Source organism: Fenollaria massiliensis (assembly GCF_000312505.2).
In the GTDB taxonomy this organism is placed as follows: Bacteria; Bacillota; Clostridia; order Tissierellales; family Peptoniphilaceae; genus Fenollaria; species Fenollaria massiliensis.
In genome coordinates this window covers 119,172-136,410 of record NZ_HG326225.1, presented here as the reverse complement: position 1 = coordinate 136,410, position 17,239 = coordinate 119,172, and the positions used below count along the sequence as shown (strand labels likewise).

Here is a 17,239-nt window from a genome sequence, read left to right as displayed (position 1 = left end):
GTTTAATAACATCTATAATATTTCTGCAATATTAAAATAGTAAGAAAAATATTTTTAAATAAGCAATGTATATTGTTAAGTTTTTTATGATAATAGTTTGCTGAACCTAAAACAGAAAATTTTAATTATTGAATTTTGTAATTTATATAACAATTCTATCTAATTTATACTGTTTGTTGCATTTGAAAGTAGCCATTGTAGGTTTCTAAATGGTTCTAAATCTACTACATAAATTTCTTTTTCTAATACACATTTCCTAAGAAAGTGAGACATTGTTTTGCAATTAGCAAGTTTCATTTTCTTTTCAAAAACTTCTTTTTCTTCCTTAGTTAATTTTATTTCTATTCTTTCATTTCTAAATCTATTTGCCATTTTATTCTCCTTTATAAAATATATTTCGGGGTCTTAGGGTTCTCCCTAACAAGGTAAAAATTAAAAAAATGGAGCATTCCGTAAAGGGCTGCTCCATTAATTTTTTCGTAAGTGTCCGTACACTTACTGTGCTTGCTACATAAGAATAAATTAGATATCAAGCGTTAAGCAAGTTTTGAATTTATAGCTATATTATACCAAATTATAATGATGTATTCAATTCGAAGCCATCTGTGAATATAAAAAATAATATTCATTGACATATACAGGAAGAAGAGTTATAATATCTATGAATAAAAAATGTAAAATTCATAGACAAAAAAAACCACTCTCGGAGGATAAAAATATGGGAAAGGCATTTACAGAAGAAGAAAAGATAAAAATCAAAGAAAGTATTATGGAAACAGCTCTTGATTTATTTCATGATAAAGGGACAAAATCACTTAGCATTTCGGAATTGACAAAAAGAGTCGGAATAGCTCAAGGGAGTTTCTATAATTTTTGGAAAGATAAAGAATCTCTTGTCATTGATTTAATGGCATATAGATCAATACAAAAATTGGAGAACATTGAAAAAGAATTTTCAAATTCACTTACGAATCCTAAAAAATTCCTTTCAGAGGTAATTTTTAAGTATTCAATAGACATGACTGAGAAAATTAGAAATCAGCAAATTTATCAAGAGGCATTTAGAATATTTGCGAGTCAAGATTCAAAGAAAGTGAATAGAGTAGAAAATCTATATGGGGATTTTTTGGATAGGTTAATCGATTATTGGTACAAAAACAATGTAGTAAAAAGCGTAGATAAGCAAGGTTTATCAAATGCCTTTGTTGGAAGCTTTGTTCTATGTTCAAATTATTTCCATTTTAATGAAGATACATTTGAGGAAGTGCTTAATATTTATATACAAAGCATTGTTTTTAAATATATAGAAATTTAATTGTAAAAAGGAAGGTGATAGAAATGATTCTGGATTTTAATGAGATAAAAAAGGAAGATGTATTAATTGTTGGAGGTAAGGGAGCTAATCTTGGAGAAATGACTTCGGCTAAAATAAATGTTCCAAGTGGTTTTGTTATAACAGCAGACGCATATAGAGATTTTTTAAAAGTAAATGCTATTGATAGCCTCATTGAAAATGGAATTAAAAAATCAGCAGATGATGAAAAAATACTTCTAAATGAAGCTGAGCATTTTAGAGAAAAGATAAAGGCTGGGAAATTTCCTGAGCAATTGGAAAATGCAATAAGAGAAAAATATTTTAATCTTGGAAATAATACAAGAGTTGCAGTGCGTTCTTCAGCAACGGCAGAAGATTTACCGGATGCCAGTTTTGCAGGGCAACAAGAAACTTATTTAAATGTTCAAGGTATTGAAAGTGTATTAAATGGGGTGCGTAATTGTTATGCTTCACTTTGGGGGAATAGAGCTGTAAGCTATAGATTTCATCAAGGTTATGATCAAACTTCAGTTTCTATTGCAGTTGTTATTCAAGAAATGATAGAGAGTGAAAAATCAGGAGTTTTATTTACTGTAAACCCAGTAAACAAAAAAGAAAATGAGATGCAAATAAATGCAAGCTTTGGCTTAGGAGAAAGCGTTGTAAGCGGAAGAGTTACAGCGGATAGCTACATTATTGACAAATCAGGAAATATAATCGAAGTAAATATTGGAAGCAAGGAAACTCAGATTATATACGGGGATAAGGAAACTGTTGAAGTATCGGTAAATCCAGATAAAAGAAAAATTCGTGCATTAAATGATAGAGAAATACTTGAACTTATGAAGTGCGGTTTAGAGATTGAAAAACACTATGGTATGCCTATGGATATTGAATGGGCTATCAAAAATGATATTGTCTATATTTTACAAGCGAGAGCGATTACCACATTAAAAAATTCCAAGAATGATATAACTGGCAATGATTTAATAGAGAAGTATATAAATGGTAAAAAAATCAAAAAGGATACAAAAGAAGTAATGTCATTCTTTTTAGAAAAAATGCCTTTTGCACATAGAGTCCTTGATTTCGATTATTTGATGGCAATTAATGATCAGAAAGTAAACATTTTGTCAGAAGGTGGAATTATTTTACCAAGAAATCCAATTATAGATGATGATGGTATACAAACTTTTTCTGATGACGGAAAGCGAATTGGAAAGAATATTTTTAAATTTTTTAATATTTTAAAGAACATGAAGGATTTTGAGTTCTGTTATAAGAAGTGCAAAGATTTTATGAATATATATGAAGTTGAAATAGAAGAAATCAAGCACTTAAATTTTGAAAATATGACATTAACGGAGTGTGGAAATTTCTTAGAAGAAAGTTATGTTCTTTTGCAAAAGCTTGCTTATGATAGATTCAAATATGCATTATTTCCATCAGTTTTAAATAGCAAGAAATTTACCAAAATAATAAAAAAAGTAAATAGCAATTATTCATCATTTGATTTTTATTGGGACTTAGATAATAAAACATCAGTGGTTACAAATGATGTCTATAAAATGGCTCGTGAGATAAGAAAAAATGAAGCTTTAAAAAAAGCAATAATTTCCGGAGATAATTTTAAGGAATTATATAAAAAGTATAATGATTTTAAGAATATATCAGATGAGTTTATGAAAGATAATGGCTTTAAATCTGATTATAACTGTTATTGTTTATCTGCAAAAACATTTCTTGAGGATCCTGATAGGCTTATAAATATATTACGACCTATATTAAATGAAAATAGTAATGGAAGTAACGATGTAAAGGATTTTTCTAAGCTTATGGAGAGCGTAAAGGAAATCTATGGTAGAAAGTATCAGGATGTAGAAAAACAGATAAAATATTTTAGATATTTTCATGTGGTTCGTGAAGAAAGTCAATATTTGTGGGAAACACTATTTTATTATGTGAGGAAGTGTGTTAGAAGAATTAACTTTATACTCTTGGGTGATGAAAACATAGAAACTGGAGTGGCTAATCTTTTTCATAAAGAATTGTTGGAAGTAATTAACAGAGGTAATTTAAATGAATCAGATAAGGAAAAAATAAATAGGAGAAACGAAAAATTTCCTTTAGCAGTAAAAGTTTGGGAAGCTTCAAAGTTATTGATTTTTAAAACAGATGGTGATGTCTTAAAAGGAGTAAGCGGAAGCACTGGCATTGCAGTTGGAAAGGTGTGTCTAATAAATAGTCCCAAAGAATTTTATAAAATGAAAAAAGGAGATATATTAGTTTGTCATCTTACAGATCCTGAATGGACTCCATTATTTAAGCTGGCAAGTGCTGTTGTGGCAGATACAGGTTCTGCTTTGAGCCATGCTGCAATTGTTGCAAGAGAATATAATATACCGGCAGTTCTTGGAGTTGGTTTTGCAACTACCAAATTCAAGGATGGAGATACCATACAAGTAGATGGTAATACCGGCGAGGTCAAAGGTTGCTGATATGAAATCAAAAAATCAAATAGATCAAAAAGAATTGAGAAGGCAAAAGATTTTAAGTGAACCACTTTTACCTTTGATAGTAAAAATGTCTGTTCCAACAATTGTTGGTATGCTAATTATGGTTATTTATAATTTGACAGACACATTTTTTGTCGGACTTTTAAATGATAAATCGATGACAGCCGCTATTGGTGTTGTTTTTAGCTTCGTGAGTATTATTCAGGCTATTGGTTTTTGGTTTGGATATGGTAGCGGTAATATTATGTCTAAAAAACTTGGAGAACAAGATGAAGAAGAGGCGACAATTATTTCTTCCATAGGAATGGCATTTTCTATTATAAGTGGATTTTTGATAGCTATAATGTCATGGATTTTTATATCAGACTTGACAAAGTTCATTGGTGGGAATGCTTCTGTTAACTTATTTGAATTTACTACTCAGTATTTAAAGGTGATTATAATAAGCGTTCCATTTAGTCTGTATTCTATTACTATTTATAATCAATTGAGGCTTTGTGGAAATGTAAAAGATGGAATGATAGGTTTACTTTAGGAATGTTCAGCAATATGGTTCTTGATCCTGTATTTATGTTTATATTCAAGTTCGGGTTTGTTGGAGCTGGAATTGCAACTTTGACAGGGCAAATAATTGCTTGTATTTCACTTACTATGTTGGCGAAAAGAAATGGCAATATTCCTGTTTCTTTGAAAAATGTCAAATGTAGTAAAGAACGCATATACCATATTCTTGTAGGAGGAATGCCTAACTTTTCAAGGCAAGCAATTACAAGTGTTTCCCTCATTTTATTGAATAGAGTTGCAGCAAGCTTTGGGGACAGTATTATTGCAGCATTAACCGTAAGTTCAAGAACAGTTGCCATAGCTTATATGATTATGATTGGATGGGGGCAAGGGTTTCAACCTATTTGTGCAATGAATTATGGTGCAAAAAAATATGGCAGAGTTAGATCAGCATTTAATTTGACAGTTGTTGTTGGAACTATATTTTTGATTATATCAGCAGTGGTGCTATATATTTTTTCGGAACATTTTATTATTGCAATGTCTAAAGATAGTGAAGTTATTTCTATAGGAGTGCAAATACTTAGAATGCAATGTATAACAATTCCATTGTTAGCCTATTATGCGATAAGTAGTATGTTAATGCAAAACATAGGTAAATATTTTTGGTCGTTGATAATTTCGATTTCAAGGCAAGGTATTTTCTACATACCTTTATTATATTTACTTACTAATTTATATGGGAAATTTGGGATATATTTGCTCCAACCCGTTTCTGACATATTGTCTTTTTTCTTAGCAATTATCGTTGTTAGAGGTATGAATACAATTAGTAGAAAAGAGCAAAAATGTGCCTAAGAAAGCAAGAAATTAAATAGTGGAGGTAATTGCTATGTATTATTTAGGGTCTGTTATACATATAGAAAAAAACAATAGACCTTTTTGATACTGGTAATTATCATAAAAAATCAAATTTAAAATATAGATAAAGAACAAATTCATTTCATTTTAGAGGATTTATGTTTAATAGCATAAGTCCTTATTTTTTATATTCAATTAATCAATAAAACTCAAAAATACTATAAAAAATAAAAATTCAGGTTACCAAAGAGGGCAAATTTCCCTTTATAAAGTGAGGAGTATTTTGTCATCTTTCTATAAAAATCAAAATACTTTGAAGTGTAAATATTTTTGAAGTTGCTTATTTGAGATTTATATATTTCAAATTTAGTCCATTTACCAAGGTAAAAAATTCATCTTACATAGGAGGTTAAAATGCAAGCAATAAAGATTTTAGTATGAGAGTTGCTATGTTATGTAGACTTTATGATCTTAAATTAATTAATGATAAGGAATATACAAGAATAAAAAATAGAATAGAAAATGATTATAAGAAAATAGATATAAAGTAATTAATCTTGTGATATAATAACACTATAGAAAGATATAAAATGGGAAGGAGGTAAAATGAATACTAAAGTAAAATTAATAAAGTCTTCAAATACAGGAGCAAGAAATAGAAATGCACTAGATTTAGAATTAAAACATGTTGCAGCATATTGTCGAGTTAGCACTAATAGTAAAGCCCAACTTGAATCATATAAATCGAAAGTTGATTATTATACAAATCTAATAAAAAATAATAAGAACTGGACTTTGGCTGGTATATATGCAGATGAAGCAACAACAGGAACAACTGCAACCAAAAAGCAGATTTCATGAGACTAATTAGCGATTGCCAAAATGGAGATATAGACATGATAATTACTAAATATATATCAAAATTTGCTAGAAACACATTAGATACTTTAAAGTATGTAAGACTATTAAAGGAAAACAATGTTAGTGTAGTATTTGAAGAAGAAAATATAGATACTTTGACAATGGATGGAGAGCTATTACTAACAATATTAAGTTCAGTAGCTCAACAAAAAGTAGAAAATACCTCAGCCCATGTAAAAAAGGACTAAAAATGAAAATGGAAAAGGGGGAGCTTATTGGTTTTCAAGGTTGTCTTGGATACGATTATGACTCTACAACAAAAAGTATCTCTATAAATGAAGAAGAAGCCAAAATTGTCAGATACATCTTTAAAAGATATTTAGAGGGCAATGGTGGCTCAGTCATTGGTAGGGAACTAGAAGAGCAAGGATATATAACCCCGAGAGGTAAAACAAAATGGTCTGATACTACAGTGTTGGAAATAATTAAAAATTGTAGAAGAAGAAATAAATGATGAATCTTTAGTCAAAGATTTGAAAAAGATAGAAAATTAATTAAATAGAATCAATAGTCAAGAAAGAAAGTTAGTTGATCTTCATTTAGAAGATAGTATAGATGAAAAAGTTTATGCTAAAAAGTATAAAAAACTTACAAAACAAAAAGAAGAATTACTTGATGAAAAGAAAACACCAGAGCTAACTATCAAAGATGAAAACTCTATTAAAGAAAGACTAAAGCAATTTAAAAAGATCTTAGAAAATAGAGAAATTATAGAGGAATTTAATAGAACAGTATTTGAAAGCATAGTTGATAAAGTCGTGGTGGGTAGAATTGACAAAGACGGAACAGTCCATCCATATGACCTGACATTCTACTTCAAAACAGGAAATAAAGATAGTCAAAATTCTAATAATTTCAAAGATAAAAGAAAAAATGCCAAAGATAATGATATTGATAAATTGTGCTCTCGCAAGATTGACGAGGATAGAAAATTATGTTCCCAAGCAAAAGACAATGCATGTGGAAGCTATAGCGTTATTAGTAAGAGAGTAAATGTTTTATAAAGATAGGAGCAGATATGATACTATATTTTTCAGGAACAGGTAACAGTGAATACATAGCGAAGAAATTGGCTGAGGACCTAGTTGACGAAGTGCTTGATCTATTCACTTACATAAAGAATGGCAAGTCTGAGACTTTTCACTCAGAAAAGCCCTTCGTCTTAGTTGCGCCAACATATAGCTGGCGCGTACCAAGATTTTTGTCGGAGTATTTATTGGGTTGCTCTTTTACTGGATCGAAAGAGATCTATGTAATTTTAAACTATGGCGACTCCTGCGGCAATGCAGAGAAATACATTAGAGCAAACACGAAAAAGCTTGGATTAAATTTCAAAGGCCTTTATGGGATAAAGATGCCAGAAAATTATTTGATGCTATTCAATTTAGATTCAGATGAGCACAATAGAAAGCTTATCGATGAAGCAAATGATAAAATTACTAAAGCGGCTGCTATTATCAAAGATGGTAAGAATTTCCCAGAAGTAAATAGCGGCCTTGCTGGTAAACTAGAGTCAAGTCTTGTCAATAAAATTTTCTTTAAGTTTATAGTGAGCGACAAAAAATTTTATTATGCAGATAAGTGCATCAAGTGCGGTATATGCGCCAAGAATTGCGTTTTAAATAACATTACTTACAAGGACGGCTACCCAGTTTGGAACGGCAATTGTACGCACTGCGCATCATGCATCGCGAAGTGCCCGACAGGCGCGATTGAGTATGGCAAAAAGACTGTTGGCAAGGAGAGATATCTTTTATCTAGAGTATATAAAGAAAAAATTAATAATTAAATAAAATTAATTCGAGAGCTGTGATTTATTTCGCAGCTCTTTTTATATGCAAAAACAATTTCATATAAATAAAAAATTCATTAAAAGCACTTATCTTAAAGAACTTCGCACGCTTAAATCCATTGACTAAAAGGCATATATATGATAAAATAACTATATTAATATATAAGGAGGCAATTATGATTAAATTACACAACACATTATCAGGATTAGTAGAAGAATTCAAACCGATAAATGATACTAAGGTGAATTTTTATTGTTGTGGTCCTACTGTTTATAATGACATACATGTAGGCAATGCCAGACCTTTAGTTGTATTTGATACAGTTAGAAGATTTTTGATATTCATGGGCTACGACGTAAAGTATGTTTTTAACTTCACTGACGTAGACGATAAGATAATTAATAAAGCGAATGAAAGCGGTATCACTTCAAATGAAGTGGCTGAAAAATATATCGAGCGATTCAAAGATGTTGCTACTAAACTTGGCATTTATGATTATGACAATATCAATCCAAGAGCGACTGAACACATGGATGAGATTATAGATTTTATAAAAGGACTTATTGAGAAGGGCGCTGCTTATGAGTCGGATGGCGATGTTTATTTCGACACTACTAAGGCAAAAGACTACGGAAAACTTTCAAAGAAGAACATTGATGACCTTATCTCAGGTCTAAGAGTCGATATAAATGAAAAAAAGAAAAATCCACTAGATTTTGCTCTTTGGAAAAAGGCTAAACCAAATGAACCGCACTGGGCATCACCTTGGTCAGATGGTAGACCTGGCTGGCACATCGAGTGCTCGGCTATGAGTAGAGCAATCTTAGGAGATACGCTTGATATACACGCTGGCGGCAGCGACCTAGAGTTTCCTCATCATGAGAATGAAATTCAACAAAGTGAGGCTCTAACAGGAAAGCCATTCGCAAAATATTGGCTACACAATGGTATGGTCAATGTCGATGGCAAAAAGATGAGTAAATCATTAGGCAATTTCATTTTGCTTAAGGATTTGCTTGACGATTATGATAAGGATACAGTAAGATTCTTCATCTTGTCAACTCACTATAGAAAGCCTATGAACTTCACTAAAGAAGGCATGGATGGTGCAAAAAATTCTGTTAAGAGGATACACAATGCTCTTAAGAGGCTTGAAGCAATCAAAGATACAGGGAAAAAAGCTTCAGACGAGATCATCAAAGATGTTGATAAGGAAGTAGCTGGCTTTATCGCGGCTATGAGCGATGATTTCAACACAGCCGATGCACTAACATGCATTTTCAATATAGTTAAGGTAATTAATAAACTTGAAGATGATGATTATGAAAGCGCAAAATATATCGAAGATAAATTAAATGATTTATTAAAAGTTCTTGGACTTGATGATAGTGAAGCGGTGATGAAAGAAGATGAGTCAGATGCATCACTTGGAGAAGACGAAGACAAGATTAAAAAGATGATAGACGAGAGAAATGAAGCAAGAATGAATAAAGATTATGCCAAGGCTGATAAAATCAGAGATGATTTACTTGCTATGGGCATAAAGATTATAGATAGCAAAGACGGACAAAGATGGGAAAAGATTTAGATATAACTGAGCTTTTTGGCATTGAGTACAGCGACGCCGAAATAAATGAGATGAGCCCAATAAGGCTTGCCTACATCGGCGATGCTGTCTACGAGCTCTTTGTGCGCTACTACATCGCGAAAGAACCGTTAAAGGCATACGAGCTGCAAAAGCTATCGACAAAATATGTCAGCGCTTATGCGCAAAGAGATGCCTTTGAGAAAATCAAGGAGCATCTCACAGAAGACGAGCTTTATGTATTTAAAAGAGCCAGAAACCACAAGTCACATAAGGCACCAAAGAACACAGACAACAGTGCATATAAGGTGTCAACAGGCTTTGAAGCTCTTATTGCATATCTATTTTTGAAAAAGGAATACACTAGACTTTTTGAGCTAGTTAAATTATGTTTGGAGGATTAAATTGGAAGAACAATATATATACGGAAGAAATCCGGTTATGGAACTTTTGAAGAATGGCAGAGCCATCGACAAATTATATGTGCAAAAAGGAGAGCTAAAGGGCTCAATCGGCAGAATTTTAAGCCTTGCAAGTCAAAATGGTGTCATCGTACAAAGAGTTGAGAGAGAAAAACTTGATTCATTATCAAAAGGTGAGGTGCATCAAGGCGTTGTCGCGTTCACAGCAGGTTTTGAATACAAAAGTATTGAAGACGGATTTAAGCTAGCCGAAGAAAAAGGCGAAGATCCATTCTTTGTAATTTTAGATGGTATTGAAGATACTCACAACTTAGGCGCAATCATCAGAACAGCAGAGTGCGCTGGTGTTCACGCGGTTATCATACCAAAGAGAAGATCAGCTATGGTTAACGAAACAGTTTATAAAGCTTCAGCAGGAGCCGTTGATAACATGATAGTTGTGAGCGTTACTAACCTTAATCAAGAGATAAAAGAGCTTAAAGAAAGAAACGTATGGATATACGGACTTGACATGGATGGCCAAAAATACACAAAGGCAAACCTATTAGGACCAGTAGCTCTAGTAGTTGGCTCAGAAGGCAAGGGCTTATCAGAACTAGTTAAGAAAAACTGTGATGCTATAATTAGTCTACCAATGTTTGGCAAGACAAACTCATTAAACGCATCAAATGCAGCAGCCATTGCCATGTATGAAATTTTAAGACAAAAGGATGAAAAAGAAAAAGCTTAGGCATATACTCTTTGTTGATGGATACAACGTCATCAATTCATGGGAGCATTTGAGAGAAAGAAAGGAAGAGTCGCTAGAGGCCGCTCGTGATGAGCTAGAGAATATCTTAGAAGAGTACATGCGCTACAATAAAGAACGCATCGTACTTGTATACGATGGACACCTCATCAAAGGCAATCAAGGCGAAAAGAAAATAATAAAGGGTCTTGAGATAGTTTTCACCAAAGAAAATATCACAGCCGACTCATATATCGAAAGAGAAGTGGCCAATATGCCTTATGGCTATAAGATAAGAGTCGCTACAAGTGACCTTGCAGAGCAAAGCCTTATCTTTCAAAGAGGCGCCTCTAGACTTAGCTCAAGAGAGCTCGCTATAGAGATAGAAAATTCTAAACGAACACAAAAAAGAATTTCCAAAAAAAATAATATGATAAATAACATGAAATTATCTGGCATCGACGAAGCAGAACTTGAAAAATTAAAGGATTTAAATTTATAAAATAAATAAAAAATAATAATATATATAAAAAATATTTCAAAATATTATAAAAAACCTAAATTATAAATCATTATATATAATTTAGTATATATAATAGGAAAGAAAATAAATTTTATATAAAAATAATTTAAAAAACGACTTGACAAATTGGTAAAATTAAGATAATATATATAGGTAGTTGTATAATACTTTTTAGAGTATTATATGAGTAGGAGGTGTTTATAAATGAGAGAAAAGGTCGTATTAGCTTGTACAGAATGCAATCAAAGAAATTACACAACAAAGAAGAATAAGAAGAACACTACTGAAAGAATTGAGCTTCAAAAGTACTGCAAGTTCTGCAAGAAGCACACAGCACATAAGGAAACAAAATAATTTTTAGGAGTTGATAGCATGGAAAACAAAGGTAAAGCAGGCAATTTCTTCAAAGGCGTAAAAGCTGAAATGAGAAAAGTAATTTGGCCTAGCAAAAAAGACTTAGTTAATTACACATTAGTTGTAATTGGAATTAGTGTGGCTGTAGCTGCATTAGTATACCTTATCGACGTGGGAATCGGCGCTGTAGTTAAACAATTTATTAAATAGCAATGAGCGATTTAGATTTAAATGAAAACAAGGCTAATTCTATCGATTTATCAGATAGAGAAGCAGACGCCAAATGGTATGTAATCCATACGTATTCAGGATATGAAAATAAGGTAAAAGCTACAATTGAAAAGATGATAGTTAATCGTGGCACAGCTGACGGTATTTTTAAAGTAGAAGTGCCCACAGAAGAATACGTAGAAAAAAAGGATGGCGCCAAAAAAATCAAATCTAGAAAGATATTCCCAAGCTACGTGCTAGTCAAGATGATTATCAACGATAAATCATGGTATCTAGTAAGAAATACCAGAGGAGTAACAGGTTTTGTTGGACCACAATCAAAACCAATACCATTAACAGAAAAAGAACTTTATAACCTAGGCGTTCATACAAAATCCATTGTAGACGATACAAGAAAAGATGTAAACTACAAGCACGGAGACCACCTAGCCGTTACAGACGGACCATTCAAGGGATTCGAAGCTATAGTTGATTCAGTCAATGAAGACTCAGGAACAATAAAGTGTTCTGTTAATATGTTCGGTAGGGACACACTTGTAGAGTTTGAATACTATCAAGTAAGCCCTATCACAAAATAGCTATTATCATTAAAGATAATATATAAAAGTGCATTAAGCACAAAAATCGAGGAGGTGCGAATATGGCAAAAAAAGTTAGCGCAATTGTCAAACTTCAAATACCGGCTGGAAAAGCTACACCTGCACCACCGGTAGGAACTGCACTTGGACCACACGGCGTAAATATTATGCAATTTACAAAGGAGTTCAATGCTAAGACTCAAGATAAAGTAGGTCTAATCATACCAGTTGTTTTAACAGTATATCAAGACAGATCATTTACTTTTATCACAAAGACACCACCAGCTCCAGTATTGATCAAAAAAGCTCTTAACATTCAAAGCGGTTCAGGCGAACCAAACAAGAAGAAAGTAGCAAAACTTACAAAAGATCAAGTTAAGGAGATCGCAGAAATGAAGATGCCAGACTTAAATGCAGCAAGTGTAGAAGCAGCTATGAGCATGGTTGCTGGAACTGCAAGAAGTATGGGCGTTGAAGTAGAAGAGTAATTCTACTTATTAGGTGGGAGAAAATTTCGTTATTACCACAAGGAGGTTAGAAAATGGCAAAAAGAGGTAAAAAATACCAAGACAGTTTAAAAGAATTCGATAGACAAGAATACTTCGAGTCAAAAGATGCCATCGGCCTAGTAGTAAAACTAGCAAAGGCAAAATTTGACGAAACTGTTGAATTACACTGCAGATTAGGTGTTGACTCAAGATATGCAGACCAACAAGTTAGAGGCGCAGTAGTACTACCACACGGTACAGGTAAAACTAAAAAAGTTTTAGTTATCGCAAAAGCAGACAAACAAGAAGAAGCTAAACAAGCAGGCGCAGACTATGTTGGAGCAGAAGACATGGTAGAAAAGATTCAAAAAGAAAACTGGTTTGACTTCGACGTAATCGTTGCAACACCAGATACAATGGGACTTATCGGTAGATTAGGTAAGGTTCTAGGACCAAAAGGTTTAATGCCAAACCCTAAGTCAGGAACAGTTACATTTGAACTAGAAAAAGCAATCAAAGACATCAAAGCCGGTAAAGTTGAATATCGTTTAGACAAAGCAAACATCATTCACTGCCCAATCGGTAAAGTATCATTCGGCCAAGAAAAGCTAGAAGAAAACTTTAACGCAATCATGTCAGCTATAATCAAAGCAAAACCAGCTGCAGCAAAAGGAAAGTATTTAAGATCTGTTACACTTACATCGACTATGGGTCCTGGAGTAAGAGTAAATAGCTCAAAAATTACTGAATAAAATACTTAATAAAGTATTGACAACTCAGAAAGTTTTTGATATAATAAACTAGTTAACAGAATTTAATTTAATAGGAATATATAAACCGTAGACAGTAGGTGCGTTAAGCTTAATTTCCTACCGAGGATAGATAGCCAGTATCAACCCCCTTATGTCTATAAGAGGGTTTTTTATTGATATATATTAAACGGGATTAGCAAAAAAGCTAAAGTTCCTATTTTTCCAGCGGAGGTGAAATAGTGAAAGAACATGTTTTAGAACAAAAGAAACAAGTTGTTCAAGAAATTAAAGAAAAACTTGAAAAATCAGAATCCATAGTTCTTATGGACTATCAAGGATTAAACGTTGCAGACGTTACTGATCTTAGAAAACAATGCAGAGAAAACAATGTTGAGTACAAAGTTTACAAAAACACAATGCTTAGATTTGCCTTACACGAATTTGGTGTAGAAGGCTTAGATGAGTACTTAGAGGGAACAAATGCAGTAGCATTTGCATATGAAGACCCAAGCTCAGCAGCAAAAGTAGCATACAAGTTTGCTAAAGGAAACGACAAACTTGAAATCAAAGTTGGTTTAGTATCAAAAGATATATTCGACGTAAACCAATTAAAACAATTATCAGAACTACCATCGAAGGAAGTTCTTATCGCACAAGTACTTGGCGGCTTAAACGGACCTATCCAAGGCTTTGCAAATGTATTAAATGGAACTATGAAGGGCTTAGTTGTAGCTCTTAACCAAATTGCTGAACAAAAAGCAAAAGAAGCATAAATAAAAATTTTGGAGGTATTTATAATGTCAGAAAAAGTTACAAATTTAATTGAAGAAGTAAAATCACTTACAGTTTTAGAATTATCAGAACTAGTTAAAGCACTAGAAGAAGAATTTGGCGTATCAGCAGCAGCTCCAGTAGCAGTTGCAGCAGCTCCAGCAGCAGGCGGAGCAGCACCAGCAGCAGAAGAAAAATCAGAATTCGACGTAGTTCTTGAAGACGCTGGCGCAGAAAAGATCAAAGTTATCAAAGTAGTTAGAGAAATCACAGGCCTAGGCTTAAAGGATGCTAAAGACTTAGTAGACGGAGCTCCTAAGACAATCAAAGAAGCAGCACCAAAGGCAGAAGCTGACGAAATGAAGAAGAAACTAGAAGAAGTTGGAGCAAAGATTACATTAAAGTAATTTAATCAAAAACTTATATTAAAAGCAGCCATGAGGCTGCTTTTTTGTACATAGAGGTGTTTTAATGATTAGAAGAGCAAATAAGGAAGATATTAAATTTATCATGCGCATATATGAGGCGGCGAAGAAAAAGATGCGCGCCGATGGCAACTTGCATCAGTGGAGTGATAAGTACCCTGACGAAGAAACTCTTTTGAATGACATCACAAGGAATGAATTATATATAGCTTATGATTACGAAGGCATATATGGAGTTTTTATGCTAAGCTATTCGGGCGAAGGGACTTATAAGGAGATTCAAGGTGCGTGGCTCAATGACGAACCTTATGCTGTTATTCATAGAATTGCAAGTTTTGGAAAGGGGAAAAATTTACTCATGGACGCTATAGATTTTGCTTTTGAAAAAACGAATAACATTCGCATAGATACTCATGAAGATAACAATATTATGCGCACTCTTCTAAAAAAATTAGGCTTTATTTATACGGGTATCATTCATCTAAAGAATGGTGACGAGAGAAGGGCGTATCAATTAATAAAAAGTGAATAAAAATAAAATACCTTATCGTGCTTGATAAGGTATTTTTATTAATAAGATGTAATATACATTGCCTTGGCTAAGTAAGGAGAAATTTCATCAAAATAGTACCAACCGGAGCTTCTGTAATCGTTTTCTCCGCCGTTGGGGTTTGAGATATATATTTTGCCATCATCTGTTGCAGCTAAGAGAACCATGTAGTGAGACTTGCTTGTGAAGCGATTTTCTTCTGGTTTATTCCATAGGCAAATAATTATCGGCCTATTGGTCTTAAGATGATTTATTATGCTCTCTTCTGATAAAGATTTTGAATCAAAATAAAAGTCTGTGTTGTCTATGCCGTAGCTTTTTAGTTCTTTTGAAAGATTGGCGTAATCAAGGCGCGGGTAGTACTTTGTTCTTAGGTTTTCTGGATTTATTTCTGAGCCGTAGCCTGATAAAACTATGGACATGGCGGTGATGCCGCAGCCGTAGTCTTCCATGTTTCCGTTCCAATATTCGTTATCTTTCCATGGCTCTAAATTTTGTTTATACTCTATATATGTTTTTTTATTAGCATCGACTGTTGTGAACTTTGTGAAATATCCTTCGCCAGAAATTTTTTCTTGACCGATACCGTCATAATTTTCATTGGTATCCATCTTGATAGTTGTATATGGACTAGGAATTATAAGTCTAGCAATGGAGCTTCTCTCTACGAAAGAGTAAATTCTTCCATAGACTCTTCTAAATATATTCCTTCCAAAAAATATGCAAATTAGTAAAATTATTATAAGGAAGAATGTTTTTCTTCTTTTTCTTTTGTGTTTCCTTTTTTTATTTATATAAGAGCTATTTTTTATTCTTTCATTATACATAAGATCATCCTCACTTAAGACCATTATAATAGATAAATCTTAATTTTTTCTTAATTAAATCTTAAGAATTTCTTAAATTTACGTAAAGGGTATAAGAAAAGCACTTCACCAATGATGAAGTGCTTAATTTTATTATCTAGTATTAATTTCAAGATCGTTTGCTTCATTACCCACTACTTTGATATCGAATGGTCCATCGCCTGTTTCTTCTGCATTTAGTGCAAGTGTCACTGTTTTGTATGCAATGACTTGTAGTGTGATTGTTGTTGGCCCTGGCGCTACGACTTGTGGGTAGATGATTATGTCTTTATTGTTTTTAAGAAGTACTTTTTCTACTCCGACTGTGTATCCTGGATTAGGAAATGCCATGGTGAATGTGATTAAAATTTGATCGGCTACTTTTTTATAATAGATCGAATCGCCGTTATTACTTAGGCCTTCTGAAATGTTTTGCACATCAAAGGATAGGTTCTTGGCGTTCTTTTCGCCTTCATTATCTTTAAAAATTTCGTATATTCTTTGCACAACTAAAACTCCTTCAACTTGTGATAATTTCTTTTGTGGAGCATATTTTTTGTCTTTGTTGCCATAAACAATACCTTTATTAAGAAGATATTTTAGTTTTTCTTTTCTAATCTTGTCCATCTTTTCTATATCTGTGAAATCAAAGACTTTTTCTTCGTTGCGCGCAAATTTTATGTTTTTCACCCCGTCAAATATATAATCAATCATCGATTCTCTTGTTAGATAGTCGGAGTTAGCAAATATATTGACTTTGAAATCACCGTACTCGTTTGATAGCTTTTCAAGTGCTTTTGCAAAAACTTTTGCGGGTAGTGGTGCGTTTGGATTAAATTTTGCAAAATTATTTTCAGAAAGCTCTGTAAAATATTTCGTCATAAAATCTTCTTCAATCTTTTTTTCTGCCCAGTGACCTTTTAATTTATCTACACTCATCGCCATGACTGTGTTTGATAAGAGCATACAGATCATGAGTAGGGCGCTTATTATTCTTTTTTTCATATATTTTCCTCCTTTACTATGATTACTGTATTTATTATATCATAGAAAAGTCATAATATAGGTTACAAATGTA

The 17,239-nt window shown here is 32.7% G+C and carries 24 protein-coding genes and 1 other annotated feature; of the genes, 21 read left to right on the top strand and 3 right to left on the bottom strand.

The window, feature by feature from the left end:
- Window positions 1-159 precede the first annotated feature (159 nt).
- Entirely contained in the window at window positions 160-372 is a 213-nt protein-coding gene (locus BN30_RS08775) for a plasmid mobilization protein (protein ID WP_019213940.1), read from the bottom strand.
- A gap of 289 nt (window positions 373-661) precedes the next feature.
- Here BN30_RS08775 and BN30_RS02465 point away from each other — a divergent pair, with 289 nt between their 5' ends.
- The 21 genes from BN30_RS02465 to BN30_RS02365 all read left to right on the top strand — a co-directional run bounded on the left by BN30_RS02465 (window position 662) and on the right by BN30_RS02365 (window position 15,298).
- Window positions 662-1,315, top strand: coding sequence for a TetR/AcrR family transcriptional regulator (locus tag BN30_RS02465; protein ID WP_341348920.1), 654 nt, complete (start codon window positions 662-664; stop codon window positions 1,313-1,315).
- A gap of 23 nt (window positions 1,316-1,338) precedes the next feature.
- On the top strand, window positions 1,339-3,813 hold the full coding sequence (locus BN30_RS02460) for a PEP/pyruvate-binding domain-containing protein (protein ID WP_019213938.1): 2,475 nt from the start codon (window positions 1,339-1,341) through the stop codon (window positions 3,811-3,813).
- A gap of 1 nt (window position 3,814) precedes the next feature.
- Window positions 3,815-4,366 carry an MATE family efflux transporter gene (locus BN30_RS10480; RefSeq protein ID WP_341348919.1) on the top strand — a complete coding sequence of 184 codons (552 nt, stop codon included), beginning with the start codon at window positions 3,815-3,817 and terminating at the stop codon, window positions 4,364-4,366.
- Between the two features lie 14 nt (window positions 4,367-4,380).
- A complete protein-coding gene (locus tag BN30_RS10475) occupies window positions 4,381-5,193 on the top strand; it encodes an MATE family efflux transporter (RefSeq protein ID WP_341348918.1) in 813 nt (270 codons plus the stop codon).
- Between the two features lie 609 nt (window positions 5,194-5,802).
- Window positions 5,803-6,057: a recombinase family protein gene (locus tag BN30_RS10470; RefSeq protein WP_019213936.1), complete on the top strand. Its 255-nt coding sequence runs from the start codon at window positions 5,803-5,805 to the stop codon at window positions 6,055-6,057.
- A gap of 35 nt (window positions 6,058-6,092) precedes the next feature.
- Window positions 6,093-6,305: a recombinase family protein gene (locus BN30_RS10465; RefSeq protein ID WP_341348917.1), complete on the top strand. Its 213-nt coding sequence runs from the start codon at window positions 6,093-6,095 to the stop codon at window positions 6,303-6,305.
- 2 nt (window positions 6,306-6,307) lie between these two features.
- Complete coding sequence (locus tag BN30_RS10460; RefSeq protein WP_019213934.1) at window positions 6,308-6,571, top strand: recombinase family protein; 264 nt, start codon at window positions 6,308-6,310, stop codon at window positions 6,569-6,571.
- Between the two features lie 304 nt (window positions 6,572-6,875).
- The gene (locus BN30_RS10455) at window positions 6,876-7,121 is read left to right on the top strand and encodes a hypothetical protein (RefSeq protein WP_019213933.1); all 246 of its coding nucleotides are present in this window, start codon (window positions 6,876-6,878) and stop codon (window positions 7,119-7,121) included.
- A 14-nt stretch (window positions 7,122-7,135) separates the two neighbouring features.
- Window positions 7,136-7,906 carry an EFR1 family ferrodoxin gene (locus BN30_RS02425; protein WP_019213932.1) on the top strand — a complete coding sequence of 257 codons (771 nt, stop codon included), beginning with the start codon at window positions 7,136-7,138 and terminating at the stop codon, window positions 7,904-7,906.
- Between the two features lie 179 nt (window positions 7,907-8,085).
- Window positions 8,086-9,498 carry a cysteine--tRNA ligase gene (gene cysS, locus BN30_RS02420; RefSeq protein WP_019213931.1) on the top strand — a complete coding sequence of 471 codons (1,413 nt, stop codon included), beginning with the start codon at window positions 8,086-8,088 and terminating at the stop codon, window positions 9,496-9,498.
- Window positions 9,483-9,899, top strand: a complete 417-nt coding sequence (locus BN30_RS02415; RefSeq protein ID WP_019213930.1) for a Mini-ribonuclease 3 — start codon at window positions 9,483-9,485, stop codon at window positions 9,897-9,899. Before cysS ends, BN30_RS02415 begins: the two co-directional genes overlap by 16 nt.
- A gap of 1 nt (window position 9,900) precedes the next feature.
- Window positions 9,901-10,647 carry a 23S rRNA (guanosine(2251)-2'-O)-methyltransferase RlmB gene (gene rlmB, locus BN30_RS02410; protein ID WP_019213929.1) on the top strand — a complete coding sequence of 249 codons (747 nt, stop codon included), beginning with the start codon at window positions 9,901-9,903 and terminating at the stop codon, window positions 10,645-10,647.
- Complete coding sequence (locus BN30_RS02405; RefSeq protein WP_019213928.1) at window positions 10,628-11,146, top strand: NYN domain-containing protein; 519 nt, start codon at window positions 10,628-10,630, stop codon at window positions 11,144-11,146. Before rlmB ends, BN30_RS02405 begins: the two co-directional genes overlap by 20 nt.
- A gap of 225 nt (window positions 11,147-11,371) precedes the next feature.
- Complete coding sequence (rpmG, locus tag BN30_RS02400; protein ID WP_019213927.1) at window positions 11,372-11,521, top strand: 50S ribosomal protein L33; 150 nt, start codon at window positions 11,372-11,374, stop codon at window positions 11,519-11,521.
- An 18-nt stretch (window positions 11,522-11,539) separates the two neighbouring features.
- Window positions 11,540-11,731: a preprotein translocase subunit SecE gene (secE, locus tag BN30_RS02395; protein ID WP_019213926.1), complete on the top strand. Its 192-nt coding sequence runs from the start codon at window positions 11,540-11,542 to the stop codon at window positions 11,729-11,731.
- A 2-nt stretch (window positions 11,732-11,733) separates the two neighbouring features.
- The gene (gene nusG / locus BN30_RS02390) at window positions 11,734-12,330 is read left to right on the top strand and encodes a transcription termination/antitermination protein NusG (RefSeq protein ID WP_019213925.1); all 597 of its coding nucleotides are present in this window, start codon (window positions 11,734-11,736) and stop codon (window positions 12,328-12,330) included.
- 62 nt (window positions 12,331-12,392) lie between these two features.
- Complete coding sequence (gene rplK / locus BN30_RS02385) at window positions 12,393-12,818, top strand: 50S ribosomal protein L11 (protein ID WP_019213924.1); 426 nt, start codon at window positions 12,393-12,395, stop codon at window positions 12,816-12,818.
- A 53-nt stretch (window positions 12,819-12,871) separates the two neighbouring features.
- Window positions 12,872-13,570, top strand: coding sequence for a 50S ribosomal protein L1 (rplA, locus tag BN30_RS02380; RefSeq protein WP_019213923.1), 699 nt, complete (start codon window positions 12,872-12,874; stop codon window positions 13,568-13,570).
- Window positions 13,571-13,637: 67 nt separating this feature from the next.
- Window positions 13,638-13,752, top strand: a sequence feature (ribosomal protein L10 leader region).
- 57 nt (window positions 13,753-13,809) lie between these two features.
- Window positions 13,810-14,343: a 50S ribosomal protein L10 gene (gene rplJ, locus BN30_RS02375; RefSeq protein ID WP_019213922.1), complete on the top strand. Its 534-nt coding sequence runs from the start codon at window positions 13,810-13,812 to the stop codon at window positions 14,341-14,343.
- A 24-nt stretch (window positions 14,344-14,367) separates the two neighbouring features.
- Window positions 14,368-14,748 (top strand): 50S ribosomal protein L7/L12, encoded by a 381-nt coding sequence (rplL, locus tag BN30_RS02370; protein WP_019213921.1) that lies wholly within the window; start codon window positions 14,368-14,370, stop codon window positions 14,746-14,748.
- A 64-nt stretch (window positions 14,749-14,812) separates the two neighbouring features.
- Window positions 14,813-15,298: a GNAT family N-acetyltransferase gene (locus BN30_RS02365; protein WP_019213920.1), complete on the top strand. Its 486-nt coding sequence runs from the start codon at window positions 14,813-14,815 to the stop codon at window positions 15,296-15,298.
- Window positions 15,299-15,336: 38 nt separating this feature from the next.
- Here BN30_RS02365 and BN30_RS02360 read toward each other — a convergent pair whose 3' ends face one another.
- The gene (locus BN30_RS02360) at window positions 15,337-16,143 is read right to left on the bottom strand and encodes a C39 family peptidase (protein ID WP_019213919.1); all 807 of its coding nucleotides are present in this window, start codon (window positions 16,141-16,143) and stop codon (window positions 15,337-15,339) included.
- Between the two features lie 132 nt (window positions 16,144-16,275).
- Window positions 16,276-17,166: an S-layer homology domain-containing protein gene (locus BN30_RS02355; protein WP_019213918.1), complete on the bottom strand. Its 891-nt coding sequence runs from the start codon at window positions 17,164-17,166 to the stop codon at window positions 16,276-16,278.
- Between the last annotated feature and the right edge of the window lie 73 nt (window positions 17,167-17,239).

Coding starts and splice junctions, on each gene's coding strand:
- BN30_RS02355 (WP_019213918.1), bottom strand. CDS start 17,166: ATGAAAAAAAGAATAATAAGCGCCCTACTCATGATCTGTATGCTCTTA.
- BN30_RS02360 (WP_019213919.1), bottom strand. CDS start 16,143: ATGTATAATGAAAGAATAAAAAATAGCTCTTATATAAATAAAAAAAGG.
- BN30_RS10475 (WP_341348918.1), top strand. CDS start 4,381: ATGGTTCTTGATCCTGTATTTATGTTTATATTCAAGTTCGGGTTTGTT.
- rplL (WP_019213921.1), top strand. CDS start 14,368: ATGTCAGAAAAAGTTACAAATTTAATTGAAGAAGTAAAATCACTTACA.
- BN30_RS10460 (WP_019213934.1), top strand. CDS start 6,308: ATGAAAATGGAAAAGGGGGAGCTTATTGGTTTTCAAGGTTGTCTTGGA.
- secE (WP_019213926.1), top strand. CDS start 11,540: ATGGAAAACAAAGGTAAAGCAGGCAATTTCTTCAAAGGCGTAAAAGCT.
- BN30_RS02405 (WP_019213928.1), top strand. CDS start 10,628: ATGAAAAAGAAAAAGCTTAGGCATATACTCTTTGTTGATGGATACAAC.
- nusG (WP_019213925.1), top strand. CDS start 11,734: ATGAGCGATTTAGATTTAAATGAAAACAAGGCTAATTCTATCGATTTA.
- BN30_RS02425 (WP_019213932.1), top strand. CDS start 7,136: ATGATACTATATTTTTCAGGAACAGGTAACAGTGAATACATAGCGAAG.
- rplK (WP_019213924.1), top strand. CDS start 12,393: ATGGCAAAAAAAGTTAGCGCAATTGTCAAACTTCAAATACCGGCTGGA.
- rplA (WP_019213923.1), top strand. CDS start 12,872: ATGGCAAAAAGAGGTAAAAAATACCAAGACAGTTTAAAAGAATTCGAT.
- cysS (WP_019213931.1), top strand. CDS start 8,086: ATGATTAAATTACACAACACATTATCAGGATTAGTAGAAGAATTCAAA.
- rpmG (WP_019213927.1), top strand. CDS start 11,372: ATGAGAGAAAAGGTCGTATTAGCTTGTACAGAATGCAATCAAAGAAAT.
- BN30_RS02460 (WP_019213938.1), top strand. CDS start 1,339: ATGATTCTGGATTTTAATGAGATAAAAAAGGAAGATGTATTAATTGTT.
- BN30_RS10465 (WP_341348917.1), top strand. CDS start 6,093: ATGATAATTACTAAATATATATCAAAATTTGCTAGAAACACATTAGAT.
- BN30_RS08775 (WP_019213940.1), bottom strand. CDS start 372: ATGGCAAATAGATTTAGAAATGAAAGAATAGAAATAAAATTAACTAAG.
- BN30_RS10480 (WP_341348919.1), top strand. CDS start 3,815: ATGAAATCAAAAAATCAAATAGATCAAAAAGAATTGAGAAGGCAAAAG.
- BN30_RS02365 (WP_019213920.1), top strand. CDS start 14,813: ATGATTAGAAGAGCAAATAAGGAAGATATTAAATTTATCATGCGCATA.
- BN30_RS02415 (WP_019213930.1), top strand. CDS start 9,483: ATGGGAAAAGATTTAGATATAACTGAGCTTTTTGGCATTGAGTACAGC.
- BN30_RS02465 (WP_341348920.1), top strand. CDS start 662: ATGAATAAAAAATGTAAAATTCATAGACAAAAAAAACCACTCTCGGAG.
- BN30_RS10470 (WP_019213936.1), top strand. CDS start 5,803: ATGAATACTAAAGTAAAATTAATAAAGTCTTCAAATACAGGAGCAAGA.